22 protein-coding genes and 1 pseudogene are annotated in these 21467 nt (G+C 64.0%); 13 read left to right on the plus strand and 10 right to left on the minus strand.

From position 1 onward, the window contains the following. Positions 1-9 precede the first annotated feature (9 nt). The 8 genes and pseudogenes from ccmC to E5222_RS05850 all read left to right on the plus strand — a co-directional run bounded on the left by ccmC (position 10) and on the right by E5222_RS05850 (position 7068). Positions 10-741, plus strand: a complete 732-nt coding sequence (gene ccmC, locus E5222_RS05815) for a heme ABC transporter permease CcmC (RefSeq protein ID WP_136692736.1) — start codon at positions 10-12, stop codon at positions 739-741. After that, a complete protein-coding gene (gene ccmD, locus E5222_RS05820) occupies positions 741-881 on the plus strand; it encodes a heme exporter protein CcmD (protein WP_136692737.1) in 141 nt (46 codons plus the stop codon). The genes ccmC and ccmD overlap by 1 nt, the downstream gene beginning before the upstream one ends. Next, positions 878-1351: a cytochrome c maturation protein CcmE gene (ccmE, locus tag E5222_RS05825; protein WP_136692738.1), complete on the plus strand. Its 474-nt coding sequence runs from the start codon at positions 878-880 to the stop codon at positions 1349-1351. Before ccmD ends, ccmE begins: the two co-directional genes overlap by 4 nt. A gap of 130 nt (positions 1352-1481) precedes the next feature. Beyond that, a complete protein-coding gene (locus tag E5222_RS05830; protein ID WP_136692739.1) occupies positions 1482-3449 on the plus strand; it encodes a heme lyase CcmF/NrfE family subunit in 1968 nt (655 codons plus the stop codon). Next, positions 3446-3982 carry a DsbE family thiol:disulfide interchange protein gene (locus E5222_RS05835; RefSeq protein WP_136692740.1) on the plus strand — a complete coding sequence of 179 codons (537 nt, stop codon included), beginning with the start codon at positions 3446-3448 and terminating at the stop codon, positions 3980-3982. The genes E5222_RS05830 and E5222_RS05835 overlap by 4 nt, the downstream gene beginning before the upstream one ends. Beyond that, positions 3979-4398 (plus strand): cytochrome c-type biogenesis protein, encoded by a 420-nt coding sequence (locus E5222_RS05840; protein ID WP_136692741.1) that lies wholly within the window; start codon positions 3979-3981, stop codon positions 4396-4398. Before E5222_RS05835 ends, E5222_RS05840 begins: the two co-directional genes overlap by 4 nt. Continuing rightward, the gene (locus tag E5222_RS05845; protein WP_136692742.1) at positions 4395-5078 is read left to right on the plus strand and encodes a cytochrome C biosynthesis protein; all 684 of its coding nucleotides are present in this window, start codon (positions 4395-4397) and stop codon (positions 5076-5078) included. The genes E5222_RS05840 and E5222_RS05845 overlap by 4 nt, the downstream gene beginning before the upstream one ends. 92 nt (positions 5079-5170) lie before the next feature. Continuing rightward, a pseudogene (locus E5222_RS05850) lies at positions 5171-7068 on the plus strand (potassium transporter Kup). 9 nt (positions 7069-7077) lie between these two features. Here E5222_RS05850 and E5222_RS05855 read toward each other — a convergent pair. From E5222_RS05855 to E5222_RS05880, 6 genes are all read right to left on the minus strand, one after another. After that, on the minus strand, positions 7078-7509 hold the full coding sequence (locus E5222_RS05855) for a hypothetical protein (RefSeq protein ID WP_136692743.1): 432 nt from the start codon (positions 7507-7509) through the stop codon (positions 7078-7080). Beyond that, positions 7502-8152, minus strand: coding sequence for an inner membrane-spanning protein YciB (locus E5222_RS05860; RefSeq protein ID WP_136692744.1), 651 nt, complete (start codon positions 8150-8152; stop codon positions 7502-7504). The genes E5222_RS05855 and E5222_RS05860 overlap by 8 nt, the downstream gene beginning before the upstream one ends. Positions 8153-8282: 130 nt before the next feature. Beyond that, positions 8283-9209 carry a signal recognition particle-docking protein FtsY gene (ftsY, locus tag E5222_RS05865; protein ID WP_136692745.1) on the minus strand — a complete coding sequence of 309 codons (927 nt, stop codon included), beginning with the start codon at positions 9207-9209 and terminating at the stop codon, positions 8283-8285. Continuing rightward, the gene (locus E5222_RS05870; RefSeq protein WP_136692746.1) at positions 9206-10378 is read right to left on the minus strand and encodes a MiaB/RimO family radical SAM methylthiotransferase; all 1173 of its coding nucleotides are present in this window, start codon (positions 10376-10378) and stop codon (positions 9206-9208) included. Before E5222_RS05870 ends, ftsY begins: the two co-directional genes overlap by 4 nt. Beyond that, positions 10375-11187, minus strand: coding sequence for a diaminopimelate epimerase (gene dapF / locus E5222_RS05875; protein ID WP_136692747.1), 813 nt, complete (start codon positions 11185-11187; stop codon positions 10375-10377). The genes E5222_RS05870 and dapF overlap by 4 nt, the downstream gene beginning before the upstream one ends. A gap of 59 nt (positions 11188-11246) precedes the next feature. Next, on the minus strand, positions 11247-12926 hold the full coding sequence (locus E5222_RS05880) for a putative bifunctional diguanylate cyclase/phosphodiesterase (RefSeq protein ID WP_246021551.1): 1680 nt from the start codon (positions 12924-12926) through the stop codon (positions 11247-11249). 130 nt (positions 12927-13056) lie between these two features. On the opposite strand from E5222_RS05880, the gene E5222_RS05885 reads away from it, so the two are divergent. Further along, on the plus strand, positions 13057-13455 hold the full coding sequence (locus E5222_RS05885) for an EVE domain-containing protein (protein WP_246021552.1): 399 nt from the start codon (positions 13057-13059) through the stop codon (positions 13453-13455). Here the strand turns inward: E5222_RS05885 and E5222_RS05890 are convergent. Further along, positions 13452-15104 (minus strand): thiamine pyrophosphate-binding protein, encoded by a 1653-nt coding sequence (locus tag E5222_RS05890; protein WP_136692749.1) that lies wholly within the window; start codon positions 15102-15104, stop codon positions 13452-13454. The genes E5222_RS05885 and E5222_RS05890 overlap by 4 nt on opposite strands. 126 nt (positions 15105-15230) lie before the next feature. Between E5222_RS05890 and E5222_RS05895 the strand changes: the two genes are divergently transcribed. Beyond that, the gene (locus E5222_RS05895; protein ID WP_136692750.1) at positions 15231-15431 is read left to right on the plus strand and encodes a hypothetical protein; all 201 of its coding nucleotides are present in this window, start codon (positions 15231-15233) and stop codon (positions 15429-15431) included. On the opposite strand, the gene E5222_RS05900 is transcribed toward E5222_RS05895, so the two are convergent. Continuing rightward, complete coding sequence (locus E5222_RS05900; RefSeq protein WP_136692751.1) at positions 15432-16751, minus strand: MFS transporter; 1320 nt, start codon at positions 16749-16751, stop codon at positions 15432-15434. Positions 16752-16870: 119 nt separating this feature from the next. On the opposite strand from E5222_RS05900, the gene pgsA reads away from it, so the two are divergent. Further along, a complete protein-coding gene (gene pgsA / locus E5222_RS05905; protein WP_136692752.1) occupies positions 16871-17464 on the plus strand; it encodes a CDP-diacylglycerol--glycerol-3-phosphate 3-phosphatidyltransferase in 594 nt (197 codons plus the stop codon). 13 nt (positions 17465-17477) lie between these two features. Here pgsA and E5222_RS05910 read toward each other — a convergent pair whose 3' ends face one another. Beyond that, on the minus strand, positions 17478-18170 hold the full coding sequence (locus E5222_RS05910; protein ID WP_211196095.1) for a response regulator transcription factor: 693 nt from the start codon (positions 18168-18170) through the stop codon (positions 17478-17480). Beyond that, on the minus strand, positions 18167-19648 hold the full coding sequence (locus E5222_RS05915) for a sensor histidine kinase (protein WP_169053500.1): 1482 nt from the start codon (positions 19646-19648) through the stop codon (positions 18167-18169). Before E5222_RS05915 ends, E5222_RS05910 begins: the two co-directional genes overlap by 4 nt. A gap of 353 nt (positions 19649-20001) precedes the next feature. On the opposite strand from E5222_RS05915, the gene E5222_RS05920 reads away from it, so the two are divergent. Further along, positions 20002-20949 (plus strand): DUF8021 domain-containing protein, encoded by a 948-nt coding sequence (locus E5222_RS05920; RefSeq protein ID WP_136692754.1) that lies wholly within the window; start codon positions 20002-20004, stop codon positions 20947-20949. Continuing rightward, the gene (locus E5222_RS05925) at positions 20946-21455 is read left to right on the plus strand and encodes a hypothetical protein (protein WP_136692755.1); all 510 of its coding nucleotides are present in this window, start codon (positions 20946-20948) and stop codon (positions 21453-21455) included. The genes E5222_RS05920 and E5222_RS05925 overlap by 4 nt, the downstream gene beginning before the upstream one ends. The last annotated feature ends 12 nt before the right edge of the window (positions 21456-21467 follow it).

A 21467-nucleotide genomic window follows, 5' to 3' on the forward strand; every position in this document is an offset into this window, starting at 1 on the left:
ATCTATCCCATGCACGGTTTCGCCAATCCCGCCCGCTTTCTGAGGCTCGCCAACTGGCTGACCCCGCTCCTGCTGGTGTCGGGCATTGTTGTGACCGTTGGCGCGCTGCTCTGGGGCTTTACCAGTGCCCCGCCGGACCGGCTGATGGGGGATTCGGTCAAGATCCTCTTCATCCATTTGCCCGTCGCATGGCTGGGCATGGGCGGCTGGACCGCCATCGCCATTGCCAGCCTGGTGGAGCTTGTCTGGCGGCACCCGCTGGCGAGCATCGCCGCACGTGCCGCTGCGGTTCCGGGCGCGGTCTTCGCTTTCCTCTGCCTTGCGACCGGCTCCATCTGGGGGCGTCCGACATGGGGCACCTGGTGGGTGTGGGACGGGCGGCTGACCAGCATGCTGGTGCTGCTGTTCCTCTATCTCGGCTATATCGCGCTGTCCTCGGCATTGGCACGCGAAGGCTCCTCCAGCCGCATTGCCGCGATCTTCGGGCTGGTGGGGGCGATCAATATCCCGATCATCAACCGATCGGTCGTGTGGTGGAACTCGTTGCACCAGCCGCCCAGCCTGACCATGGGCAATTCCGCGATCGATCCGGTCTATCTCTATCCCTTGCTAACGGCGGTGCTGGGTTTCAGCCTGCTGTTCGGCGCGGTGGTGCTGATGCGCATGCGGACGATCCTGGCCGACATGCAGGCGGAAGCGCGGCTGAGGCGCAAGGCGATGCAGGCGGCGGAAGGTATCTGATGCGCGAAACATTCGACATGATGGACTTCGTCTGGGCCGCCTATGCGGTGACGATCGTCAGCACGGTCGCGCTGCTCGGCTGGAGCTGGCTCGCCATGCGCCGGGCCGAAGCCAAGCGAGAGGAGACGCGCGGGAAATGACCGGGCAGGGTAATTCTGGCATCAAACCCAAGCACCAGCGGCTGGTGCTGCTGGTCATCGCGCTCGTCGCGCTGGTGGGGGCAGGCCTGCTCGCCGCATGGGCGCTGCGCAGCCAGGCGAGCTATTTCTACTTGCCGAGCGAGATCGTCGCCGAAGCCCCCGCTCCCGACCAGGGCGTGCGGCTGGGCGGCATGGTGGAGGCAGGCTCCATCCAGACCGCCGAGGACGGCATTACGGTCAATTTCATCGTCGGCGATGGCGAGGCACGCGTGCCCGTCAGTTTTACCGGTATCGTCCCCGCGCTGTTCGTCGAAGGGTCGGGCGTGGTGGCCGAAGGGCGTATGGGAGCGGACGGCACATTCGTCGCCGACAACCTCCTCGCCAAGCATGACGAAAACTACATGCCGCGCGAGCTGGAAGGCATGAGCACCGAGGAAGTGCGCGCGCAGGTCGAGGCGACGCTGGAATGATGGCGCCCGATCGATTGTTCGTCATTGCGAGCGACCGCAGGTCGCGCGGCAATCCAGAGGCGGCTTCAAGCAATCCTGGATTGCCGCGTCGCTTCGCTCCTCGCAATGACGCCTCGGCGGGGACGGCGGCGTGATCGCAGAATTCGGCCTCGTCGCGTTGTGGCTGGCCGCCGCGCTGGCGGGCCTGCAGCTTGTTGCGGGCTTTTTCGGCATGCGCGAGGGTGGGGAGCAGGTGGCTGCGCTCGCACGACCGGCGGCTTTGGTGCAGGCGTTGCTCTGCGGCCTTTCCTTCCTCGCGCTGATCTATCTGTTTGCGACCACCGACCTTTCGGTGAAGCTGGTCGCCGCCAATTCGCATTCGGCCAAGCCGATGATCTTCAAGCTCGCCGGTACATGGGGCAACCATGAAGGCTCGATGCTGCTGTGGATTACGGTAATGGCGCTGGCAGGCGGGCTGATCGCGGCGCTGGAGCGGCGCCTGCCGGAGCGGACCATGCTGGCGACGCTCGGCGCGCAGGGCTTCCTTGCGCTGGGCTTCTACGCCTTCATCCTGTTTACTTCTAACCCGTTCGAACGGCTGCCCCTTCCGCCGGTGGAGGGCAACGGCCTCAACCCGCTGCTGCAGGATATCGGGCAAGCTTTCCATCCGCCCAACCTCTATGTGGGCTATGTCGGCCTGTCGGTGGCTTTCAGCTTCGTGGTCGGCGCGCTGCTGACGCGGCAGGTGACGCCCGAATTTGCCCGCGTGATGCGCCCCTGGGTGCTGGGGGCATGGGTGTTCCTGACGATCGGTATCACCGCCGGTTCCTACTGGGCCTATTACGAGCTTGGCTGGGGTGGCTGGTGGTTCTGGGACCCGGTGGAAAATGCCGCGCTGATGCCGTGGCTGGCCGCAACGGCCTTGCTCCATTCGGTGAGCGTGCTGGCAGCACGCGACGCCTTGCGGGCATGGACGGTCATGCTCGGCGTCGTCGCGTTCTCGATGAGCATGGTCGGCACGTTCCTCGTCCGGTCGGGCATCCTCACCTCGGTCCATGCCTTTGCGGTCGATCCGGAGCGCGGCAGTTTCATCCTGATGCTGCTGGCGCTCTATATCGGCGGCGCGCTGGTATTGTTCGCCACGCGCGCCGGCACGGTGGCGGAGGGTGAGCGCTTCTCGATCCTCAGCCGCGAAGGCGCGCTGGTGGTGAACAATGTCGCACTCTCCGCGATCCTCGGAATTGTCCTGCTTGGTACGCTCTACCCACTGCTGACCGAGGCCTTCGATGTGCGCGTCTCCGTCGGGCCGCCCTATTTCAACCCGGTGGCTGCGATCTTCTTCCTGCCGATGCTCGTCGTGCTCGCCATCGGGCCGCTGCTGCGCTGGCGGGGAGACAGCTTCGCGCGCATCCGCATTCCGGTGATTATTCTTGCAGCGATCGCGGTGGTGACGTTGCTGGCCGTGTGGCTGCTCGCTGATATCGACCTGTTGCCGCTGCTCGGGCTGGCGCTTGCCGCCATGGTCGCGGTGGGCAGCGTCCTGCCGCTGAGGGGCCGTTCGCTGCGCCGCTTGCCGATCGCCGTATGGGGCATGGTGATCGCGCATCTGGGCGTGGCCGTCGCGCTGTTCGGCATGGCTGCCGACACCGCCTTTCAGCAGGAGCGGCTGGTGGCTGCGAGCGTCGGCGATGTGATCGAGGATGGGCCGTGGCAGGTTGAATTGCGATCGGTTAAGCCCGTTGCTGGTCCCAACTGGACCGCGATCGAGGCTGACCTTGGCCTCACCTACAAGGGCGCACCCGCAGGCGAGGCGAAACCGCAGGCACGCTCCTTCTGGTCGCCGCCGACCGAGACGAGCGAAGTGGCGCTTGTCACCCGCTGGAATGGGCAGCTCTATGCCGCGCTGGGCAATCAGGCGGAGGATGGGCGCTGGCAATTGCGGCTGTGGTGGAAACCCTTCGTGACCTGGATCTGGTATGGCGGATTGTTGATCGCGCTGGGCGGCGTGCTGTCGATCATCGGACGTGTCTCCGGCGACCTGCGCCGCCGCGTCGCCGCGCGAAAGATTGCCGACCGCAAGGCCGATGAAGAGGCTCTGGCCGCTGGAGCAGGGGCATGAAGGGTCTGCGCTATTTCCTTTGGGGCCTTGTCGCGCTGGCTGCCGGGCTGTTCGGCCTGTTCGCCTACCAGCTGACACAACCGAAAGACGAATTCGTCGAGAGTGCAATGATCGGACAGCCGATCCCGGCCTTCGACCTGCGCCCGGCGCTGGAAAGCCAGCCGGGCCTGTCCTCCGCCGATCTTGCCGACGGCCAGCCCAAGCTGGTCAATATCTTCGCCAGCTGGTGCGTTCCCTGCCGCGCGGAGGCGCCGCAGCTGGAGACCTTGCGGGATAGCGGGGCGGAGATCGTCGGCATCGCTATTCGCGACCGGCCGGAAGACGTCGCCGCTTTCCTGCAGGTCTATGGCAATCCCTTCACCCGCGTCGGAGCTGACGACATCAGCGAAGTGCAACTCTCGCTCGGCAGTTCGGGCGTGCCGGAGACTTTCGTGGTCGATGGCAATGGCGTGATCACCTACCAGCATATCGGCGATATAAGGCCCGAGCATGTGCCTGGAATCCTTGCGAGACTGCGCGAGGCGGGGGCATGAGGGTGCTTCTCGCCTTGATCGCCCTGGCGCTCGCCGCGCCACTGGCCGCGCAGGACAGCCTGCCGCCGGCGCCCTATGCCTACCAGCAGCTGGAAGACCCGGAGCTGGAGGCGCAGGCGACCGAGCTTATGCACACGCTGCGCTGCCTCAAGTGCCAGAGCCAGTCGATCGCCGACAGCGATGCGCCGATGGCGGGCGATATGCGCCACCAGGTCCGCACGCGCATTGCCGCGGGCGAAGACCCAGAGGACATTCGCGCCTGGCTGATCCAGCGCTATGGCGATTATGTCAGCTACCAGCCGCGCGTTACCGCTGCCACCTGGCCGCTTTTCGCCATACCGCTGGCGCTGCTGGTGATCGTGTTCTTCATCCTGCGCGGACGGTTCGCGCGGCGTAGCAAGGGGGCGGGGGAGTGACCTGGATTATCGCCCTTGTCCTCGCCGTCGCCGCGTTTGCTGTGGGCGTGATCGCCTTCCGCCTGCCGCGCACGAGCTGGACCAGCCTTGCCGCCGCGCTGGTGTTCGGCCTTACGGGCTACACGCTTCAGGCGAGCCCCGACATTTCCGCCGCGCCCAAATCCGCCGCGCAGGAAGCCTATTCCGACGACTGGCAGATCATCGATTCGCGCAAGACGCTGATTTACGGCCCGCTCGCATCCTCCAGCGATACGGTCCTTGTCGCAGATGGCTTCGCCCGGCGCGGCAGTTTCGAGAATGCCGCCGGCTTCTATGGTCATGTGGTCGCAGAGAATCCGCGCGATTTCGATGCCTGGGTAGCACTGGGCAACGCGCTGACCGAACAGGCCGATGGCGCACTGACCCAAGCGGGCCTCTACGCTTTTCGCGAGGCGGCGCGGATCGCTCCCGAGAACCCCGCACCCGCCTATTTCATCGGCCTTTCGCTGATTCGGCAGGGCCGGATGATGGAAGCGCGGCAGGTCTGGCGCGGCGCGCTGGAGGCCATGCCGCAGGAAGACAGCGAGGATGCGCAAGCCGCGCGGGCCTTCCTTTCTCAACGGGTCGAGCGGCTCGAAACCATGCTTGCACAAGCAGGCGCCATCCCGGCGCCGGAACCTGAAGCAAACGAGCCACAGTGATGTTGCGTTGCAGCATGTTGCGCAAGGCGAGCGGCGCTGCTAATGGCGCCGCCTTCCCGCGCTTTCGGGCGCGATAAGGGGCGTAAATCCCGATGAGTGCAACCAGCAACGGCAACGAGTCGCAATCCGCCAAGGTCAAACTGGCGGCAGGGGCCATCGGTATCGTCTTCGGCGATATCGGCACCAGCCCGCTCTATGCTTTCCGTGAGACCTTTCGTGGCGCGCATACGCTGCCGATCGACGATCTCCACATCCTGGGCGTTGTCAGCCTGATCTTCTGGTCGATGACGCTGGTCGTCTCGATCCAGTATGTCTCCATCCTGATGCGGGCGGACAATAAGGGGCAGGGCGGCAGCCTTGCCCTTGTCGCACTGCTTTCCCGCAGCGTCGGCAACACCAATTACAGCTGGCTCGTCGTCCTGCTGGGCGTCTTCGCCACGGCCCTGTTCTACGGCGACAGCATGATCACGCCCGCCATCTCCGTCTTATCGGCGGTGGAGGGCCTTACGGTCGTCGATCCGGGCCTCAGCCGCTTCGTCATCCCTATCGCGCTGGGCTTGCTCGTCTGCCTGTTCGCGCTGCAAAAGCGCGGCACGGCCAAGGTGGGTGCGCTGTTTGCGCCGGTGATGATCATCTATTTCACCGTCATCGCCGCATTGGGCACAATCCAGATTGTCAGCACGCCGGAAATCCTCTGGGCGCTGAACCCCTGGTACGCAGTGCAGTTCTTCCTGACCGACAAGATCTACGCCTTCCTCGCACTCGGCTCGGTCGTGCTGGCAGTGACGGGTGCGGAGGCGCTCTATTCCGATATGGGCCATTTCGGCCGCGGTCCGATGCGCCTGTCGTGGTTCGGCTTCGTCATGCCGTGTCTGCTGCTCAACTATTTCGGGCAGGGTGCCATGATCCTGAGCTTGCCCGATGCGGCGGCTGAAGATGCGATCATGAACCCGTTCTTCTTCCTCGCCCCTGAATATTTGCGCCTGCCGCTGGTCTTCCTGGCCACGGCGGCGACCTTCATCGCCAGCCAGGCAGTGATTTCGGGCGCCTTCTCGATCACGCACCAGGCGATCCAGCTCGGCTTCGTGCCGCGCCTGTCGATCCGCCATACGAGCGACGAGCATCACGGACAGATCTACATTCCGATCATCAACTGGGCGCTGCTGTGCGCGGTTATCATCCTGGTGCTGACCTTCCAGAATTCCTCCAACCTCGCGGCGGCATACGGCATCGCGGTGACGGGTGCGGTTACGCTCGACACGCTGCTGATGGCGGTGCTGTTCGTGGGTGTGTGGAATGGCGGCTGTGGATCGCCATTCCGGTGGTGCTGGTGTTCCTGATCGTGGACGGCGCCTATTTCGCGGCGAACCTCACCAAGGTGCCCGATGGCGGGTGGTTCCCGCTGCTGGTGGGCGGCATCGCCTTCACCCTGCTCACCACAYGGTCGAAGGGCCGCAAGCTGATGCGCGAGCGGATGACGGAGATCGGCCTGCCGCTCGATATCTTCGCCAAGTCCGCCAACAATTCCACCAAGCGCGTGTCCGGCACGGCGATCTTCATGAATTCCGGCTCCACCGGAACGCCCTCGGCGCTGCTGCACAATATCAAGCACAACAAGGTGCTGCATGAGCGTGTGGTGGTGCTGACCGTCCAGATCGAGGACGTGCCCTATGTGGACGCGGCCGAGCGGGTGGAGATCCAGGATTTGAGCGACGGCTTCTACCGCGTGATCCTGCGATACGGCTTCATGGAAGAGACGGACGTTCCCGCCGCGCTCGAGAAAATCGACATGTGCGGCGGCAAGTTCGAGATGATGCAGACCAGCTTCTTCCTCAGCCGCCAGACGCTTCTGACGGCGGAAAAGCCCGGCATGGCCGTGTGGCGAGAGAAGATCTTTGCCTGGATGATGCGCAATGCCGCAACGCCGATGGAGTTCTTCAGGCTACCGACCAACCGCGTGGTTGAGTTGGGCAGCCAAGTGGAGATCTAGGGCGGGGCGTTAAGACGCTGTGTCGCAATCGAACTCGAAGAACTTCAGCGAGCCTCCGCTTTTTGGGTGGAACGGAATGTGTGAGGCCTGACCAATCTGTCCGTTGATGAACAGGCTTGGCCGATCACCGTTTTCCATGAAACGCCACAGCCTCTTGTTCGGATCGAAGGCCAGTTGCCGGTCGAGATAGAGGACGTATCCGCGAACCCTGTCGGTTTGCAGGATGTTTGTCGTTTCGAGCGCGCGACCTTCCTGCTGCAAGCGGATGCGATCGCTACTCACCGCAAGATAGGCCTCATCATTGATGCGATAACAACCTTCGGGCTCCCTGCCCGAGGTGAATGCGCTCCACGATATGATGATCAGGACGAGCGCGAGAATTGCCGGGCTGAAATGGGCCGGAAGCCGTTCCGGCAGTGGCAACCTGAAGCGATCACTCATGCGGCGGGTTCTGCAGCACCTTTTCCTCTTCCTCCAGCGCCAGCCCGTGCTTCAGCAGCATCGGGATCTGGGTGAAGGTGAACAGGAAGGTCAGCGGCAGGAACAGCCACAGCTTCGCCGCCAGCCAGCTTTCGAAGCTGATCGTGTAGATCAGCGCCGTGTTGAGCGCGGCGAGGGCGAGGAAGAAGACGCCCCAATTGCGGCTGAGCTTCAGCCAACCTTGCTCGTTCAGCCCCTCGAAAGCGGTTTCCAGCAGGTAGCGCAGCAGCGGCTTGCCTTTCAGCCACCCGCCCAGCAGCAGCACGCCGAACCCGACATAGATGATCGTCGGCTTCCACTGGATGAAGCGCTCATCCTGGAAATAGATCGTCAGCGCGCCGAAACCCACGATCAGCACGGTCGAGAGCCACAACATGGGCGAGACCTTGCCGAGGTGCCATTTCGACACGCCCAGCGCGATCACCGCCGCGACGATGAAGGCACCGGTGCCGCGAATGACCGCGAAAATCTCGCCCGCCGCATCCTCGCCATCGGGTGCGAAATATTTGTAGGTCAGGAAGAAGACCAGCAGCGGGCCGTAGTCGATGGCGACATTGAGCCAGCCGGATTTGGGCTTCTTCTTCTCGGGAACGTCTGAAGTCACATGCAACCTTTCAGTTCGTCATTGCGAGCGTAGCGGAAGTGTAACTGGCCAATGGCCTCCCAATCCAGAGCGTGTCGAGCGCTGCCTTGGATTGCCGCGTCGCTTCGCTCCTCGCAATGACGTGATGCGATCACGCAATCCCCGCAATGACCTTGGCGACCAGGTCCGGATCGAAGGGCCGCAAGTCGTCGATCTTCTCGCCCACGCCGATGGCATGGATCGGCAGGCCATATTGCTCCGCCGCCGCCACCAGCACACCGCCGCGCGCCGTGCCGTCCAGCTTGGTCATGATAAGGCCGGTCACGTTCGCGACCTCCTTGAACACATCGATCTGGTTGAGTGCGTTCTGCCCGTTGGTGGCATCGAGCACGAGCACCACGTCATGCGGCGCTTCAGGGTTGAGGCGGCCGAGGACTTTGCGGATCTTGGCCAGCTCGTCCATCAGCTCGCGCTTGTTCTGCAGGCGGCCGGCCGTATCGACGATGAGCGCGTCGATGCCCGTATCGGTCGCCTGCTTGACTGCATCGAATACCACGCTGGCCGGATCGCCGCCTTCGGGGCCGGACACCACGTCCACCCCGATACGGTCTGCCCAAACCTTCAGCTGGCCGATGGCGGCGGCACGGAAAGTGTCGCCGGCGGCCAGCAGCACGCCGTAATCGTCCTCCTGGAACAAATGGGCGAGCTTGGCGATGGTGGTGGTCTTGCCGCTGCCATTGACGCCGATCACCAGGATCACTTGCGGGCGCGGGAAGGCGGTGATTTCGAGGGGTTTCGCGACCGGGCGCAGGATCGCGGCGATTTCCTCCGCCACCGCTTCCTTCAACTCTTGCTCGGTTATGCTGAGGCCGAAGCGCTTTTCCGCCAGCTTGTCGCGAATGCGGCGCGCGGCGGCGGGGCCGAGGTCGGAGACGATCAGCGCATCCTCGACATCGTCCAGCGTCGCATCGTCGAGCTTGGCGGTGCCCACCACACCGGTCAGGTTCTCGGACAGGCGGTCCGACGTCTTGCGGAAACCGCCGAACAGCCGATCGCGCCAGCTTGTTCCTTCGCTCATGTGAGGAGGCCTTTCTCCAGCGCCGTTGGCGTGACGGTGACGATCATGCCCTTGGGGGTGCCCGCAGGCACGGCGACACGGGCGAAGTTCGGGGAATAGCCGGTGCCGCTGGTCTCGGTAAGGATGGAAAGCGGCTTGCCCACAAGGCTTTGCAGCCATGCTTCGCGCGTCTTCGCGACATCGGCGCGCAGGTCTGCGGCGCGCGACTTGATCAGCGGCTTGTCGAGCTGCGGCATGCGCGCGGCGGGCGTGCCCGGGCGGGGCGAATAGGGAAAGATGTGGCCATGCACGATGCCCAGCTCGCGGATGATCGAGCGGTTGGCTTCGTGGTGCTCCTCGCTCTCGGTCGGGAAACCGGCGATCAGGTCGGCGCCGATGGCGAGCTCCGGGCGGCGCTCTTTCAACCGCGCGACCAGTTCCAGCGCATCGCCGCGCAGGTGGCGGCGCTTCATGCGCTTGAGGATCAGGTCATGCCCGTGCTGCAGCGACAGGTGCAGATGCGGCATTAGACGCTCTTCACCGGCGAAGAGATCGAACAGCAGCGGATCGATCTCGATCCCGTCGAGCGAGGACATGCGCAGGCGCTGCAATTGCGGGAAGGTGTCGAGCACGGCGCGCACCAGTTCCCCCAGCGGCGAGGCATCGGGCAGGTCATGGCCCCATGAGGTGACGTCCACGCCGGTCAGCACCACTTCGGGCGCGCCCTGGTCGAGGTGCCGTTCGACCTGGCGCAGCACTTGCGGGATCGTCAGCGAACGGCTGCGTCCGCGCCCCTGCGGGATGACGCAGAAGGTGCAGCTGTGATCGCAGCCATTCTGCACCGCGATGAAGGCGCGCGTGCGCTTGGCTAGCGCGGTCTCGGCCGGTTCCGGTACGTTCCAGGCGCGCGCGTCGAGCTTCGTCTCATTGGCCACCAGTCCATCGACTTCGGGCATGGCTGAGAGCTGATCGCGCTCGATATCCGCCGCGCAGCCGGTGACGAGCAACCGCGCATCGGGCCGCGCACGGCGTGCCTTGCGGATCGCCTGGCGGGTCTGTCGTACGGCCTCGGAGGTGACCGCACAGCTATTGATCACCACCACATCCTCGCTCGCGACAAGAGAACGGATGCGCTCGCTCTCGGCTATATTGAGGCGGCAGCCGAGCGAAATGACTTCCGCAGCGCTCACGCGAAATCGTCCCATTCGAAGGAACCGCGAAAGCTTTCCGTCGCGCCGCCGGTCATGGTGATGCCGCCATCCTCACGCCAGGCGATGGTGAGCGGGCCACCGGGAAGGTGCACGGTGACCTCGCGATCGACGAGCTTGCGACGCATCGCCGCTACCGCGGTCGCGCAGGCGCCGGTCCCGCAGGCGCGCGTCTGGCCTACGCCGCGTTCCCACACGCGCAGGCGAATGGTCTGGCGGTCCACCACCGTGGCGACGTTGACGTTCACGCGCTCCGGAAAAACCGCGTCATGTTCGATCTCGGGGCCGAGCTGGTCCAGCGGCACTGCATCGCAATCATCGACGAAGAAGATGGCATGCGGATTGCCGACATTCACCGCCACCGGCTGTTCCAGCTCCCCCCAGCCAAGCGGCATGGCGAGCGTGTCCATCGCATAGGCGAGCGGGATCTGCTCCCATTCGCAACGCGGTGTTTCCAGCTCTACGCTCACCACTCCATCACCAAGTGTGGTCTCCAGCATGCCGCCGCTGGTTGCGATCCGCGCCGGTTCGCCCAGCAGCAGGCCCACAGCGCGCGTGGCATTGCCGCAGGCTTCTACCTCGCCGCCATCGTGGTTGTAGATGCGCATGCGGCAGGTTGCGCTATCGCTCGGCTCCAGCACGATCAGCTGGTCGCAGCCGATGCCCGTATGCCTGTCGGCCAGTGCACGCGCGGTTTCATTGGTCAGGGCAGCGGGCAGGGCGTTCTCTCGCGCATCGAGCACGATGAAGTCGTTGCCAAGCCCGTGCATCTTGATGAATTCGACGCGCATGCGCCGCAGTTAGGGTGCCAGCGCCAAAGGTGCAACGCCGGAACGCGTGCCGAGTGCGATCAACCCGCCTTGCGCTGGGGAAGTTCTGCGCCGTCCGTATCGGTGATGGCTTGCTTGGCGAGGATCTCGCCACGCGCCAGGCTGCGCAGCAATTGCAGTTCGGCGAGGCGCTTGCGCGTCGCACAGGCATCCTCGGGCTGGCCGTAGAGGTATCCCTGGCCTTTCAGATGGCCCATCGCCCGCAGCGTTTCCAGCACGTCCGGGTTCTCGATCCCCTCGGCCGTCACCGGCAGGGAGAGGCTCTTGCCCAGCGAGATGATCGCCTCGATCAGTTCGGTCGTGCTGCCCTCGCGCGCGAGGTCGGACACGAAGCTGCGATCGATCTTGAGCCGGTCGAAGGGCAGTGAGCGCAGCTGCGACAGGCTGGAATAGCCGGTGCCGAAATCGTCAAGGCTGATGCGGATGCCCTGATTCTTCAGGCTGGAGACGATCGTGCGCACTGCGCCGATATTCTCATGCAGGCAGCTTTCGGTGATCTCGATTTCCAGCCGCGCCGCGGGGAAACCGCTTTCCACCAGCAGGTGCAGGAGCTTCTGCGCAAACCACGGATCGCGAAGCTGCACCGGAGAAATATTGACCGACAGCGTCAGGCTCGCATCCCAATCGCCGGCATCGCGCAGCGCCTGGCGGATGAGGCATTCGGAAAGGTCGGAAATCAGGTCGATTTCCTCGGCGATCGGAATGAAGACTTCGGGGCTCACCAGGCCGTAACGCGGCGACTTCCAGCGTGCGAGCATTTCGAAGCCGACCAGCTCGCCGGTGGCCAGATCGATCTGCTGTTCATAGAAGGGCACGAATTCGCCGGCAGGAATGCCGCGGCGGATCGCGCTTTCCAGCTCGTTGCGCAGGCGCAGCTCGTCTTCCAGCTGCGGTTCGAACCAGAAGTGGCGGTTTCGGCCGGTCTTCTTGGCGTGATACATGGCGATATCGGCGCGGTGGATCAGGGCCTCGGCATCGAGTGGACGGTTTTCATCCTTGTCCTGCTCGGTCGAAGCGATGCCGAGTGAACAGGTCGGCTCGACCAGTGCCCTGTCTTCCTCGATTGTGGAGGAAACGGCGCCGATTGCCGAAGTGGCAATGCGTTCAACCTCGTCGGGCCCCTTGGGCTGGTGGATGAAAGCGCAAATGAACTCGTCCCCGCCGATACGTGCCAGAACGCTGCCCGCGGGCAGGGTTTCGCGCAGGCGCGTGGCGATGGTGGCGAGGACATGGTCGCCCATCTGATGGCCGTTGAGGTCGTTGATCTGCTTGAAATTGTCGAGGTCGATCATGAACACGGCGGTTTCGCGTTCGGTGATCCGCGCCCGGTGCAGCAACTGATCGATGGCCGGCACACCGCTGCGGCGGTTGAGGCAGCCGGTCAGCGCATCGGTTTCCGCCAGCTGGCGCGCGGTTGCTTCCGCCCGGCGACGCTCATGTACTTCGCGGCGGAGGTCGCTGTAGCGGCGCCAGCCGAAGATGAGCAGGGCAATGTTCAGCAGGACCGCATTGGTCAGCATCGTGTCGGGGGCCTGGCCGGTCCCCATCCACGCGCGCATGATCTTGGGCATGACGGATCCGCCGGTGCCGACGAACAGGATAATCGCGGCGACCGCGATTCCCAATGCGATCACATCCCGCTCGGCACTGCCAAGCTTGATTGCCTTTTGCGTCGCATCGTCTTCCACAGCTTTTGTCAAACCGGGTTGTCCCTCAAAGTGGCCCCGCCTTATGCAAAAGCATGTTCAATATTCAGTTAATGCGGCTATTCCGCCGGCTCCGTCCGCTCCCCCATGATCTGGAGAAGAAGTAATGGCGCGCTTCTGGTTGATGAAATCGGAGCCCAACAAGTACAGCTGGGACGATCTGGTCCGCGATGGCGAAACCGTGTGGGACGGTGTGCGCAATCATCGCGCCAGCAACAATATGCGCGATATGCAGGTTGCCGAGCAGGCATTCCTTTACCATTCGGTGAAGGGCAAGGAAGTGGTTGGCATCATGGAGATCAGCCGCAACGGCATTACTGACCCGACCGATCCCGATGGCAAATGGGCTACCGTCTACGTCAAGCCCGTGCGCAAGCTGGAACGTCCGGTCACCCTGGCCGAGATCAAGGCCGATCCCAAGCTTGAAGGGATCGAGCTGGTGCGCCTGGGCCGTCTCTCGGTGGCAGAGCTTACAGAGAAGGAATTCGACTATATCTGCAAGCTGGCTTCCAAACCCGCCTAGCGGGAGCGTAAGCCGCTGACCGTGGCGCCGCCAGCACTCAGCTGTTCGATATCGCAGATGCAGTGCAGCAGGCGCACGCCTTTGAGCGCCAGCGCCTCGGTCAATGCGGTTGCGAAATCGGCGGTCGTTTCCACTCGCTTGCCCCAGCCACCGAAGCTTTCCGTCATCGCCGCGAAGTCGGGATTGGCGAGCGCGGTAGAGGCTACGCGGCCGGGATATTCGCGTTCCTGGTGCATGCGGATCGTGCCGTAGGCGGAATTGTCGAAGATAATCACCAGCATGTCCGCTTCGTATTGGACGGCTGTCGCCAGCTCCTGCACATTCATCATGAAGTCGCCGTCTCCGGCGGCCGCGACCACGCAGCGATCCTTGTGGCGCAGCGCGGCGGCAACCGCCGCGGGGATGCCATAGCCCATCGCTCCGCAGGTCGGCGCCAACTGGCTGGGGAAACCAGCATAGTGCCAATAGCGGTGCCACCATCCAGCGAAGTTTCCCGCGCCGTTGCAGATGATGGCGTCGGCGGGCAGCTGCTCGCGCAAGGAAGCCATGGAGCGGGTCAGGTCGAGCGGGAAGTCCGCTTTGCCCGGCGTCGACCATGCGAGCCATTCGGCGTGCGCCTCGGCCCCGGCATCGAAGGAAATGACCGAGCCATCGTCCCACATCACCGCGCTTTCGGCGAATTCGTCCGGATCGGCGCAGAGGGCGAGGTCGGCGGCATAGACGCGGTTCAACTCCTCGGGATCGGGATGGACATGGATCAGCTGCTGCCCCGGATGGTCGGGCGTGATCAGCGTGTAGCCATCGGTCGTCGCCTCTCCCAGCCTTGCACCGACGACGAGCAGGAGGTCCGCGGCTCTCACGCGCTCCAGCAGCTTGGTATTGGGGCCATAGCCGAGATTGCCGGCATAGATGGAGGATGAGGGTGGGATCGCATCCTGCCGGCGGAAGGCGGTGGCGACGGGCAGGCCGATCCGCTCCGCGAATTGGGTGAAGTATGTCCGTGCCTTCTCATGCCAGCCTGCACCGCCGATGATCGCCAGCGGAGCGGCGGCATCGCCGATCATCGCCATCATGGCAGAGAGCGCATCGGGGCAGGGCGGCTGCGCGGGCTTGTGGACGAAGGGGCGAACCTGTGCCTCCACCCCGTCCTCATGCAGCATGTCCTCGGGCAGGGCGAGCACGACCGGGCCGGGCCTGCCGGAGATCGCGGTGGCATAGGCGCGGGCGATATATTCGGGGATCCGCTCCGCCCGGTCGATCCGCGCCGCCCATTTGCAGATGGGGGCGAAGAAGGCGGGGAAGTCCACTTCCTGGAACCCTTCGCGGTCGCGCATCTCGCGTCCCACATCGCCGACGAAGAGGATCAGCGGTTGTGAATCCTGGTGTGCGGTGTGGACGCCGATACTGGCATTGGTTGCGCCGGGGCCGCGGGTGACGAAGGCGACGCCCGGCCGCCCGGTCATGGTGCCATCGGCGCAGGCCATGAAGGTAACGCCGCCTTCCTGCCGGCAGGTGATGGTCTCGATCGCCGTGCGGTCCCGCAAGGCGTCGAGCACGGGCAGGAAGCTCTCTCCCGGAACGGTGAAGACGCGGTCACAGCCTTGCGCTTCGAGGCAGTCGACCAGCAATGCGGCAGCTTGGTTGCTCATGAAATCACCCGTTAGCGCGGCGGCGGGGTCGCGGCAATCACCAGCATACTTTGCTCCTGTCCCGACTGTGGACACCGGGAACCCTCGCGTTGGGTAATGGTTACCGAAAGGTTAAAGAGGGTATCCATGAGACGCGCACTTGTCCTCACTAACGAAGCGGCCCGGCATCCCTTCCGGGCGTCGCTGCCCATGTTCGTCTTCGCTATCGGCGAGATGGAGAACCGACGTTCGTGGCGCTTGAACTTCGGGCTGAACGTGAATGATGCGCGCCACTTTGCCGCGACCTATGTCGCCAGCTTCGTGGCAGTCAGCACCTTCATCGCCTGATTATTCGGCGGCGCTGGCAGCCATTCCTTCCGCTTTGTAAAGCAGGTGGCCGAGCCAGGCCGAGATCAGGCACATGGCCGCGCTCAACAGCAATTGCTCCACCAGCGGCACGCCGACGGCGCTGAGGGCCAGTGCGAGCACCGATCCTCCGACCATGGCCCCCGAATTGACGATATTGTTCGCCGCCACCGTGCGGCTGGCCTCCGACGGATCGACCTTGGTGGTGAGGAAGGCATAGAGTGGGACCACGAACATGCCCCCAAAGACGGCGATCAGCAGCAGCGTTGCGAGCACCAGCGGCGCGAGCGGTTGGGCGATGAACTCCGCAATGCCGAGAAGCTCGGTAGTGGTCACTTGCTGCGACCAGATGCGGCACACCCAGTAGAACGCGGCGACAAATAGCCCCATCACGATCACCGAAGCGGGGCCGTAGCGGGCCGAGACTTCTCCCTTCAGCAGCGCATTGATCGCCACCGATCCCAGCGCCACCCCGATGGAGAAGGTGACGAGGAACAGGCTGGCGACTTCCTTGCTGGCCATCAGCACGTTCTTGGCGAGCGGCGGGAACTGGATGAACAGCACCGCGCCGATGGTCCAGAAGAAGCTGATGGCGAGGATCGCGTAAAAGACCTCGCGATTGTGGCAGGTGTTCCTGACAAGCGCGATGGAAGCGCGGATGATGTGCCGGTCGATGGGCTGGCCCTTGATGAAGGGCGGCGCCTCGGGAACCTGACGGCTGGTGAGATAGCCGATCACTGCGATCGCGATCACCAGGACGGCGGCCACTTCCACATCGATGAACCCGGCCAGGATCGTCCCGCCCATGATGGCAAGATAGGTGCCCGCTTCCACCAGTCCCGTGCCAGCCAGCACCTCCTCACGCTTCAGGTGTTGGGGCAGGATGGCGTATTTGATCGGGCCGAAGAAGGTCGAATGTATGCCCATGGCGAACAGCGCGATCATCATTAACGGGATCGCCAGTGCCTCGGTCAGCATCCCAAACCAGGCCAGCGTCAGTCCTGCCGCGCCCACGGTCATGATGGCGATTTCCGCTGCCTTGACCGTGCGGATGATCATTGCCTTGTCGCGCATGTCGGCCAATTGCCCCGCCAGCGCGGAGAGCAGGAAGAAGGGCAGGATGAAAATGGCCGAGGCGACGCCCGAGAACACCGTTTCCGCCGCCGCCGAATTGTACACCTGGTACACGACGAACAGCACCATGGCGTTCTTGTACAGATTGTCATTGAACGCGTTGAGCAGCTGCGTCGCGAACAGGGGCGCGAAGCGGCGCTGCTTCAGCAGGTGGGTTGAGGTGAGCATGCAAACCTTGTGATTGCGTCGCCGGGACCAATTGCCCACCGCCTTATAGCGCGGATGTGAACAAGCAAGCCAATGCCAGACTTTTTTGCGAGCGACAAAGGGGCTAGGGGACGTTGCACATGCTGAACTTGCCCAATATCCTCACGCTCACCCGTATAGCGATGATCCCGCTCCTCGCCGCCCTGTTGTGGTGGCCGGGATGGGAGGCAGGCTATCTGGCCGCCTTCGTACTTTACTGCGTGATGGGCATTACCGACTATTTCGACGGGATGCTGGCGCGGCAGAGCGGCACGGTTTCGAAGCTGGGCATTTTCCTCGATCCGATTGCGGACAAGATCATGGTGGTCAGCGTCGTCCTCGTGCTCACCGCCATGGGCGTTCTGCGCGGGCCCTATGTGGGCGATGCGCATGTGATCGCGGGCCTGATCATCGTGATCCGCGAGATCGCCGTTTCGGGCCTGCGCGAATTCCTCGGCCCCCTACAGATATCGATTCCGGTCAGCAAGCTCGCCAAGTGGAAGACGACGTTCCAGCTCGTCGCGCTTGGATCGCTGATCCTGGGGCAGGGCCTGCCGGACTGGAATGTGATGGCCGGCGGCATTGCGCATAACGTGCCGCACACGGTCGGCCTCTTTACGTTGTGGGCGGCGGCGATCCTGACGCTGATCACCGGCTGGGACTATTTGCGAGTCGGCCTCAAGCACATGGATTGAGGACTCCGGCCGCCTAGTCGAGCATGGGCTGCATCTTGTAGCCGTAGCTGCGCACCGTCCTGATCCAGCCCGTCTGCGGCCCCCAGTCCATCTTGCCGCGCAGGCGCCGGACATAGACGTCGACGATATTGGTCAGCGGATCGGAATCGTAGCCCCAGATCTTGTTGAGGATGCGCGTCCGGCTGAGCACGCGCCCGCGCGATTCCGCGAACAGTTCCAGCAGGCCGAATTCCTTGGCCGTCAGCTCGATATCGCGCCCCTCATAGTGAACGGTCATGGAGGCCTTGTCGATCGACAACGAGCCAAGCTGGATGATTTCGCTGTCCTGTCGCGCCAGTTTCTTCGATCGGCGTCCCAGCGCTTCTATACGGGCGAGCAGCTCGTCGAAATCGAACGGCTTGGTCAGGTAGTCGTCTGCTCCGCCGCGCAGGGCGCTGACCTTCTGGTCGGTCTGGTCGAGCGCGGTCAGCATCATGATCGGCATCGCCCGGCGCTCGCTGCGCAGGCGGGAGCAGACCTGATTGCCGTCAATGCCGGGGAGCATGACGTCGAGGATCACGACATCGTAATCCTCATGCCTTGCGCGCTCGAAGCCGTCCGGCCCGTCGCGGGCGAGGGTGACCGTATGCCCCTCAGCCTGCAGGCCGCGCCTTACGAAGCGGCGCACGCGTTCGTCATCCTCCACTACCAGCAGGTTCATGCTCATGCTGCGATCCTCCCCAAGGCGCCCGAGGGCAATTGCATCGTCACGCGCGTGCCGCCGCCTTCACGGTCGGCAATCCGTGCATGGCCACCATGCGCTTCGGCCAGCGCCGAGACGAGGCTGAGGCCAAGGCCGCTGCCTTTTCCTCGCGTAACGCCGCGGCTGAAACGGCCGAACAGGATGGCCGATTGCTCTGTCGGAATACCCGGCCCGTTGTCGCTGACCGAAAGCTCGACGGTCTCCCCTTCCGCCTTCGCTTCAAGCACGATGTCGACACCGGGCTGGCAATGCTGGAGAGCATTGTCGATCAGCGCGGTCAGGGCCCGGTGCAGTCGCTCGGCATCCACCATGGCCGTCACCACCGGCGCGGTTTCGGCGGTGATGGTCCCGCCATTTTCGCGCACCAGCGTATCGAAATCGGTTGCCGTCTGCCGGACCATGGCGGCCAGATCATGCTCCTGCTTGTCCAGCGGCAGTTCGCCGACTTCGGCGCGCGCGATGAGGAACAGGTCGGCCACCATTCGGCGCAGGTGATCGGTCTGGCAAAGGATCATGTCGAAGGTCTCATGCGGGTCGAAATCGTCATGCTCGATCATCCGCAGCGCCACCTGCGTTTCCCCGCGAATGATCGTCAGCGGCGTACGCAGTTCGTGGCCGATATCGGTGAGGAAGTTGCGCCGCCGCTCGTCCGCCGTGGACAGCTTGGCATTGGCTTCCTTGAGCGCGCTCGTCCGGTCTGCGACGGCCGCTTCCAGCCCGCGCTGGATTTCCTGCAGCCGCTTCTGCTGCTTGTCGATCTCATCCGCCATCAGGTCGAAGGCGGAGCCGAGTGCGGCCAGCTCGTCGCCCCCTTCCAGGCGGATGCGGTGATCCAGCCTGCCGGCGCCGATCGCCGTCGCTCCTTCTTCAAGACGTGCGAGGCCGGGTCGCAGGCGCGCATGCACCAGGTGGATGACCGCGACCAGGAACAGGGCACCGAGCAACAGGCAGACGAGCGATGCGGCGATGGCCAGCTGGTTGAGTTCGCGCGCTTCCGACATGGCATTGGCAAGCTTGATGTCGCCGCGGCGGATTTCCTGTTCCAGCACACGTTCCAGGCGCAAGATCGGCGCGATGATGCGGCTGACTTCGTTTAGAGCGGCGCGCGATCCGCGCTCCTGCCAGACGCTGTCGACCTGGGCGACATGCGATTTCGCATCGCGGAAGTGGTCCAGCACTCCCCGGCTCTGTGTGGCTATGCTGGCGCGCACTTCACGTTCTCGCAAGTTCGATACGGGCAGGCGCGATGCATCCTCTATCGCGAGTTCGAAGCGGCGCTTTGCCTCACCCAGCGCTTGATGCGCTTCGGGCGTATCCTCCCGCACCGAGCGGTAGCTGAAATTGTGATATTCGCGAACGGCTTTCAGGAGGTGGTTGTAGGTGTGGACGCGGTCCTGCGTGTCCTGGGCGACTGCAATCACGTGCTGTGAATTCCAGGTCACCAGCAGCAAGAGCGCTGTCAGTACAACCGCGGTCAACAGTCCGGCACCGGCCGCTATTGCGATCTTGGTCCGCAGACTGCGCAAGCGGAATATTCCCCTCCCACGCATATGTCTCTCCCAGCCCGGCCCGAGTTTTTTGCTTTTCACAAATTTGCCAGCGGCTGTGGATAACCAAGCGCATATCGAGAGAGAAAGCAAATGCTGTCATGCGTTGTTAATGTTCTGTCACTGGCCGCTTAATCGTCAGGCCACGCCCGCGTCATCGAAGTCGATGCAGCCTCCCTTCCGGGAAAATGAGGAACGTGAACGACGCCCCGCGAAGGGCGTTCATCCGTTCGGAGGAGGAGGCTGGGATGCCGCGAAGGCTGGCCGCGATGGTATCAGCAATGGGACTTGCCGCCTGTTCAACGGCGCCCGAGACATGCGATCGTGAATGCCTGATCGCGCTGACCGACGACTATGTCGCTGCGCTGGTCACCCATGATGCCAGTGATCTGCCGCTCGCGGACAATCTCATCTTCGTCGAGAACCTGCAGCGGTCGGACCTGACGCAAGGCCTGTGGCGCAATGCGCAGGGCGGTCCGACCGATTTTGCCATTCATGTTCCCGATGCCGCCCGCCAGACCGTGGGTTGGCTGGGCATGCTGGAAGCCAATGGCGAACCGACAATGGTGGCGATCCGGCTGCGGCTCGAAGGCGGCGAGATCGTCGAGGCCGAGCACCTGATCGCGGCGATCGGTGAGGAAAACCTGTCGCGGGTGCAGACGGTGCGGCCGGGCCTGCTTGCGGAAATTCCCGAAGGCAGCCGCCTCCCCGATGGCCGGCTGATCGACATCGGCGCCAGCTATTACGACGCGCTGGACGAGAATGACGGCTCGCTCGCCCCCTTTGCCGAGGATTGCCAGCGCCATGAGAACGGCTTCGTCGCCGCCGGTCCCGAAGCGCCGCCCAGCTTCGAGGATTACAGCGACACGCCGATCGCTGCCGACTGCAAGGGCCAGCTAGACAGCCAGGTGATGACCTATATCGAGCGGATCGAGAACCGCCGGGTCTTCGCCGCCGATCCGGTGACCGGCCTGGTGATGGGCTTCTCGCAATTCCGCCACCCGATGGATTTCGGTTCCTACGACATTACCGCCATGGACGGCTCCACGGTGACTTTCACCGAGGAGAACTTCCCCTTCGAACCCTTCGACCTGCCGGCAGCGCATATCTTCAAGGTCGGTCCCGAGGGGCAGATCCACGAAATCGAGGCAATGGGCTTCCTCGCCCCGCTCGACGCGCCGACGGGGTGGGAATGATGCGCGGCCTTGCGATTGCAGCTGCGCTGCTGCTGACGGCAGGATCGCCTGCCGGGGTGCTCCACGCGCAGGACATGCCGTGCACCGGGCTCGCGAGCGAGGCGGCCGAAATCGCCTGCCTGCGCGCCTTGCTGGCGGAGCAGGGGCAGGGCGAAGCGCCACCGGCGCCCGAGCCTGAACCCGCGCCTGTGGAACGCAAGGAACTGGGCGCCGAGCAATTGCCGTCACAGGCACCGCAAGCCGAAATCGCCCGCCGCGAGCGCGAAGAGCGCAAGTCCGAGGCCGTCTCCGCCGTCATTACCGACACCCGTCTCGATCGCCGCGGCCTGCTCGTGATGCAGCTCGATAACGGCCAGATCTGGCGACAGGACGAGGACCTTGGACTGCCCACCGGATTTGCACGGGACGGCCGCACCGCCGTGACCATCAGCCGCTCCGGCTTTGGCGGATATCGCATGGAATTTCCGGAAGAGGGGCGCCGCATGGTCGTCTCGCGCCTGCGGTGAGGGCAGGCCGGA

It is taken from the genome of Alteraurantiacibacter aquimixticola (assembly GCF_004965515.1).
GTDB lineage: Bacteria > Pseudomonadota > Alphaproteobacteria > Sphingomonadales > Sphingomonadaceae > Alteraurantiacibacter > Alteraurantiacibacter aquimixticola.

Excerpts from the sequence above, each read along its gene's own strand:
- E5222_RS05835 (WP_136692740.1), top strand. The coding sequence starts at position 3,446 with ATGAAGGGTCTGCGCTATTTCCTTTGGGGCCTTGTCGCGCTGGCTGCC.
- ftsY (WP_136692745.1), bottom strand. The coding sequence starts at position 9,209 with ATGAGCGAAGGAACAAGCTGGCGCGATCGGCTGTTCGGCGGTTTCCGC.
- E5222_RS05920 (WP_136692754.1), top strand. The coding sequence starts at position 20,002 with ATGCCGCGAAGGCTGGCCGCGATGGTATCAGCAATGGGACTTGCCGCC.
- ccmD (WP_136692737.1), top strand. The coding sequence starts at position 741 with ATGCGCGAAACATTCGACATGATGGACTTCGTCTGGGCCGCCTATGCG.
- E5222_RS05910 (WP_211196095.1), bottom strand. The coding sequence starts at position 18,170 with ATGAGCATGAACCTGCTGGTAGTGGAGGATGACGAACGCGTGCGCCGC.
- E5222_RS05855 (WP_136692743.1), bottom strand. The coding sequence starts at position 7,509 with ATGAGTGATCGCTTCAGGTTGCCACTGCCGGAACGGCTTCCGGCCCAT.
- E5222_RS05895 (WP_136692750.1), top strand. The coding sequence starts at position 15,231 with ATGAGACGCGCACTTGTCCTCACTAACGAAGCGGCCCGGCATCCCTTC.
- ccmC (WP_136692736.1), top strand. The coding sequence starts at position 10 with ATGCACGGTTTCGCCAATCCCGCCCGCTTTCTGAGGCTCGCCAACTGG.
- E5222_RS05900 (WP_136692751.1), bottom strand. The coding sequence starts at position 16,751 with ATGCTCACCTCAACCCACCTGCTGAAGCAGCGCCGCTTCGCGCCCCTG.
- dapF (WP_136692747.1), bottom strand. The coding sequence starts at position 11,187 with ATGCGCGTCGAATTCATCAAGATGCACGGGCTTGGCAACGACTTCATC.
- pgsA (WP_136692752.1), top strand. The coding sequence starts at position 16,871 with ATGCTGAACTTGCCCAATATCCTCACGCTCACCCGTATAGCGATGATC.
- E5222_RS05840 (WP_136692741.1), top strand. The coding sequence starts at position 3,979 with ATGAGGGTGCTTCTCGCCTTGATCGCCCTGGCGCTCGCCGCGCCACTG.
- E5222_RS05885 (WP_246021552.1), top strand. The coding sequence starts at position 13,057 with ATGAAATCGGAGCCCAACAAGTACAGCTGGGACGATCTGGTCCGCGAT.
- ccmE (WP_136692738.1), top strand. The coding sequence starts at position 878 with ATGACCGGGCAGGGTAATTCTGGCATCAAACCCAAGCACCAGCGGCTG.
- E5222_RS05925 (WP_136692755.1), top strand. The coding sequence starts at position 20,946 with ATGATGCGCGGCCTTGCGATTGCAGCTGCGCTGCTGCTGACGGCAGGA.
- E5222_RS05890 (WP_136692749.1), bottom strand. The coding sequence starts at position 15,104 with ATGAGCAACCAAGCTGCCGCATTGCTGGTCGACTGCCTCGAAGCGCAA.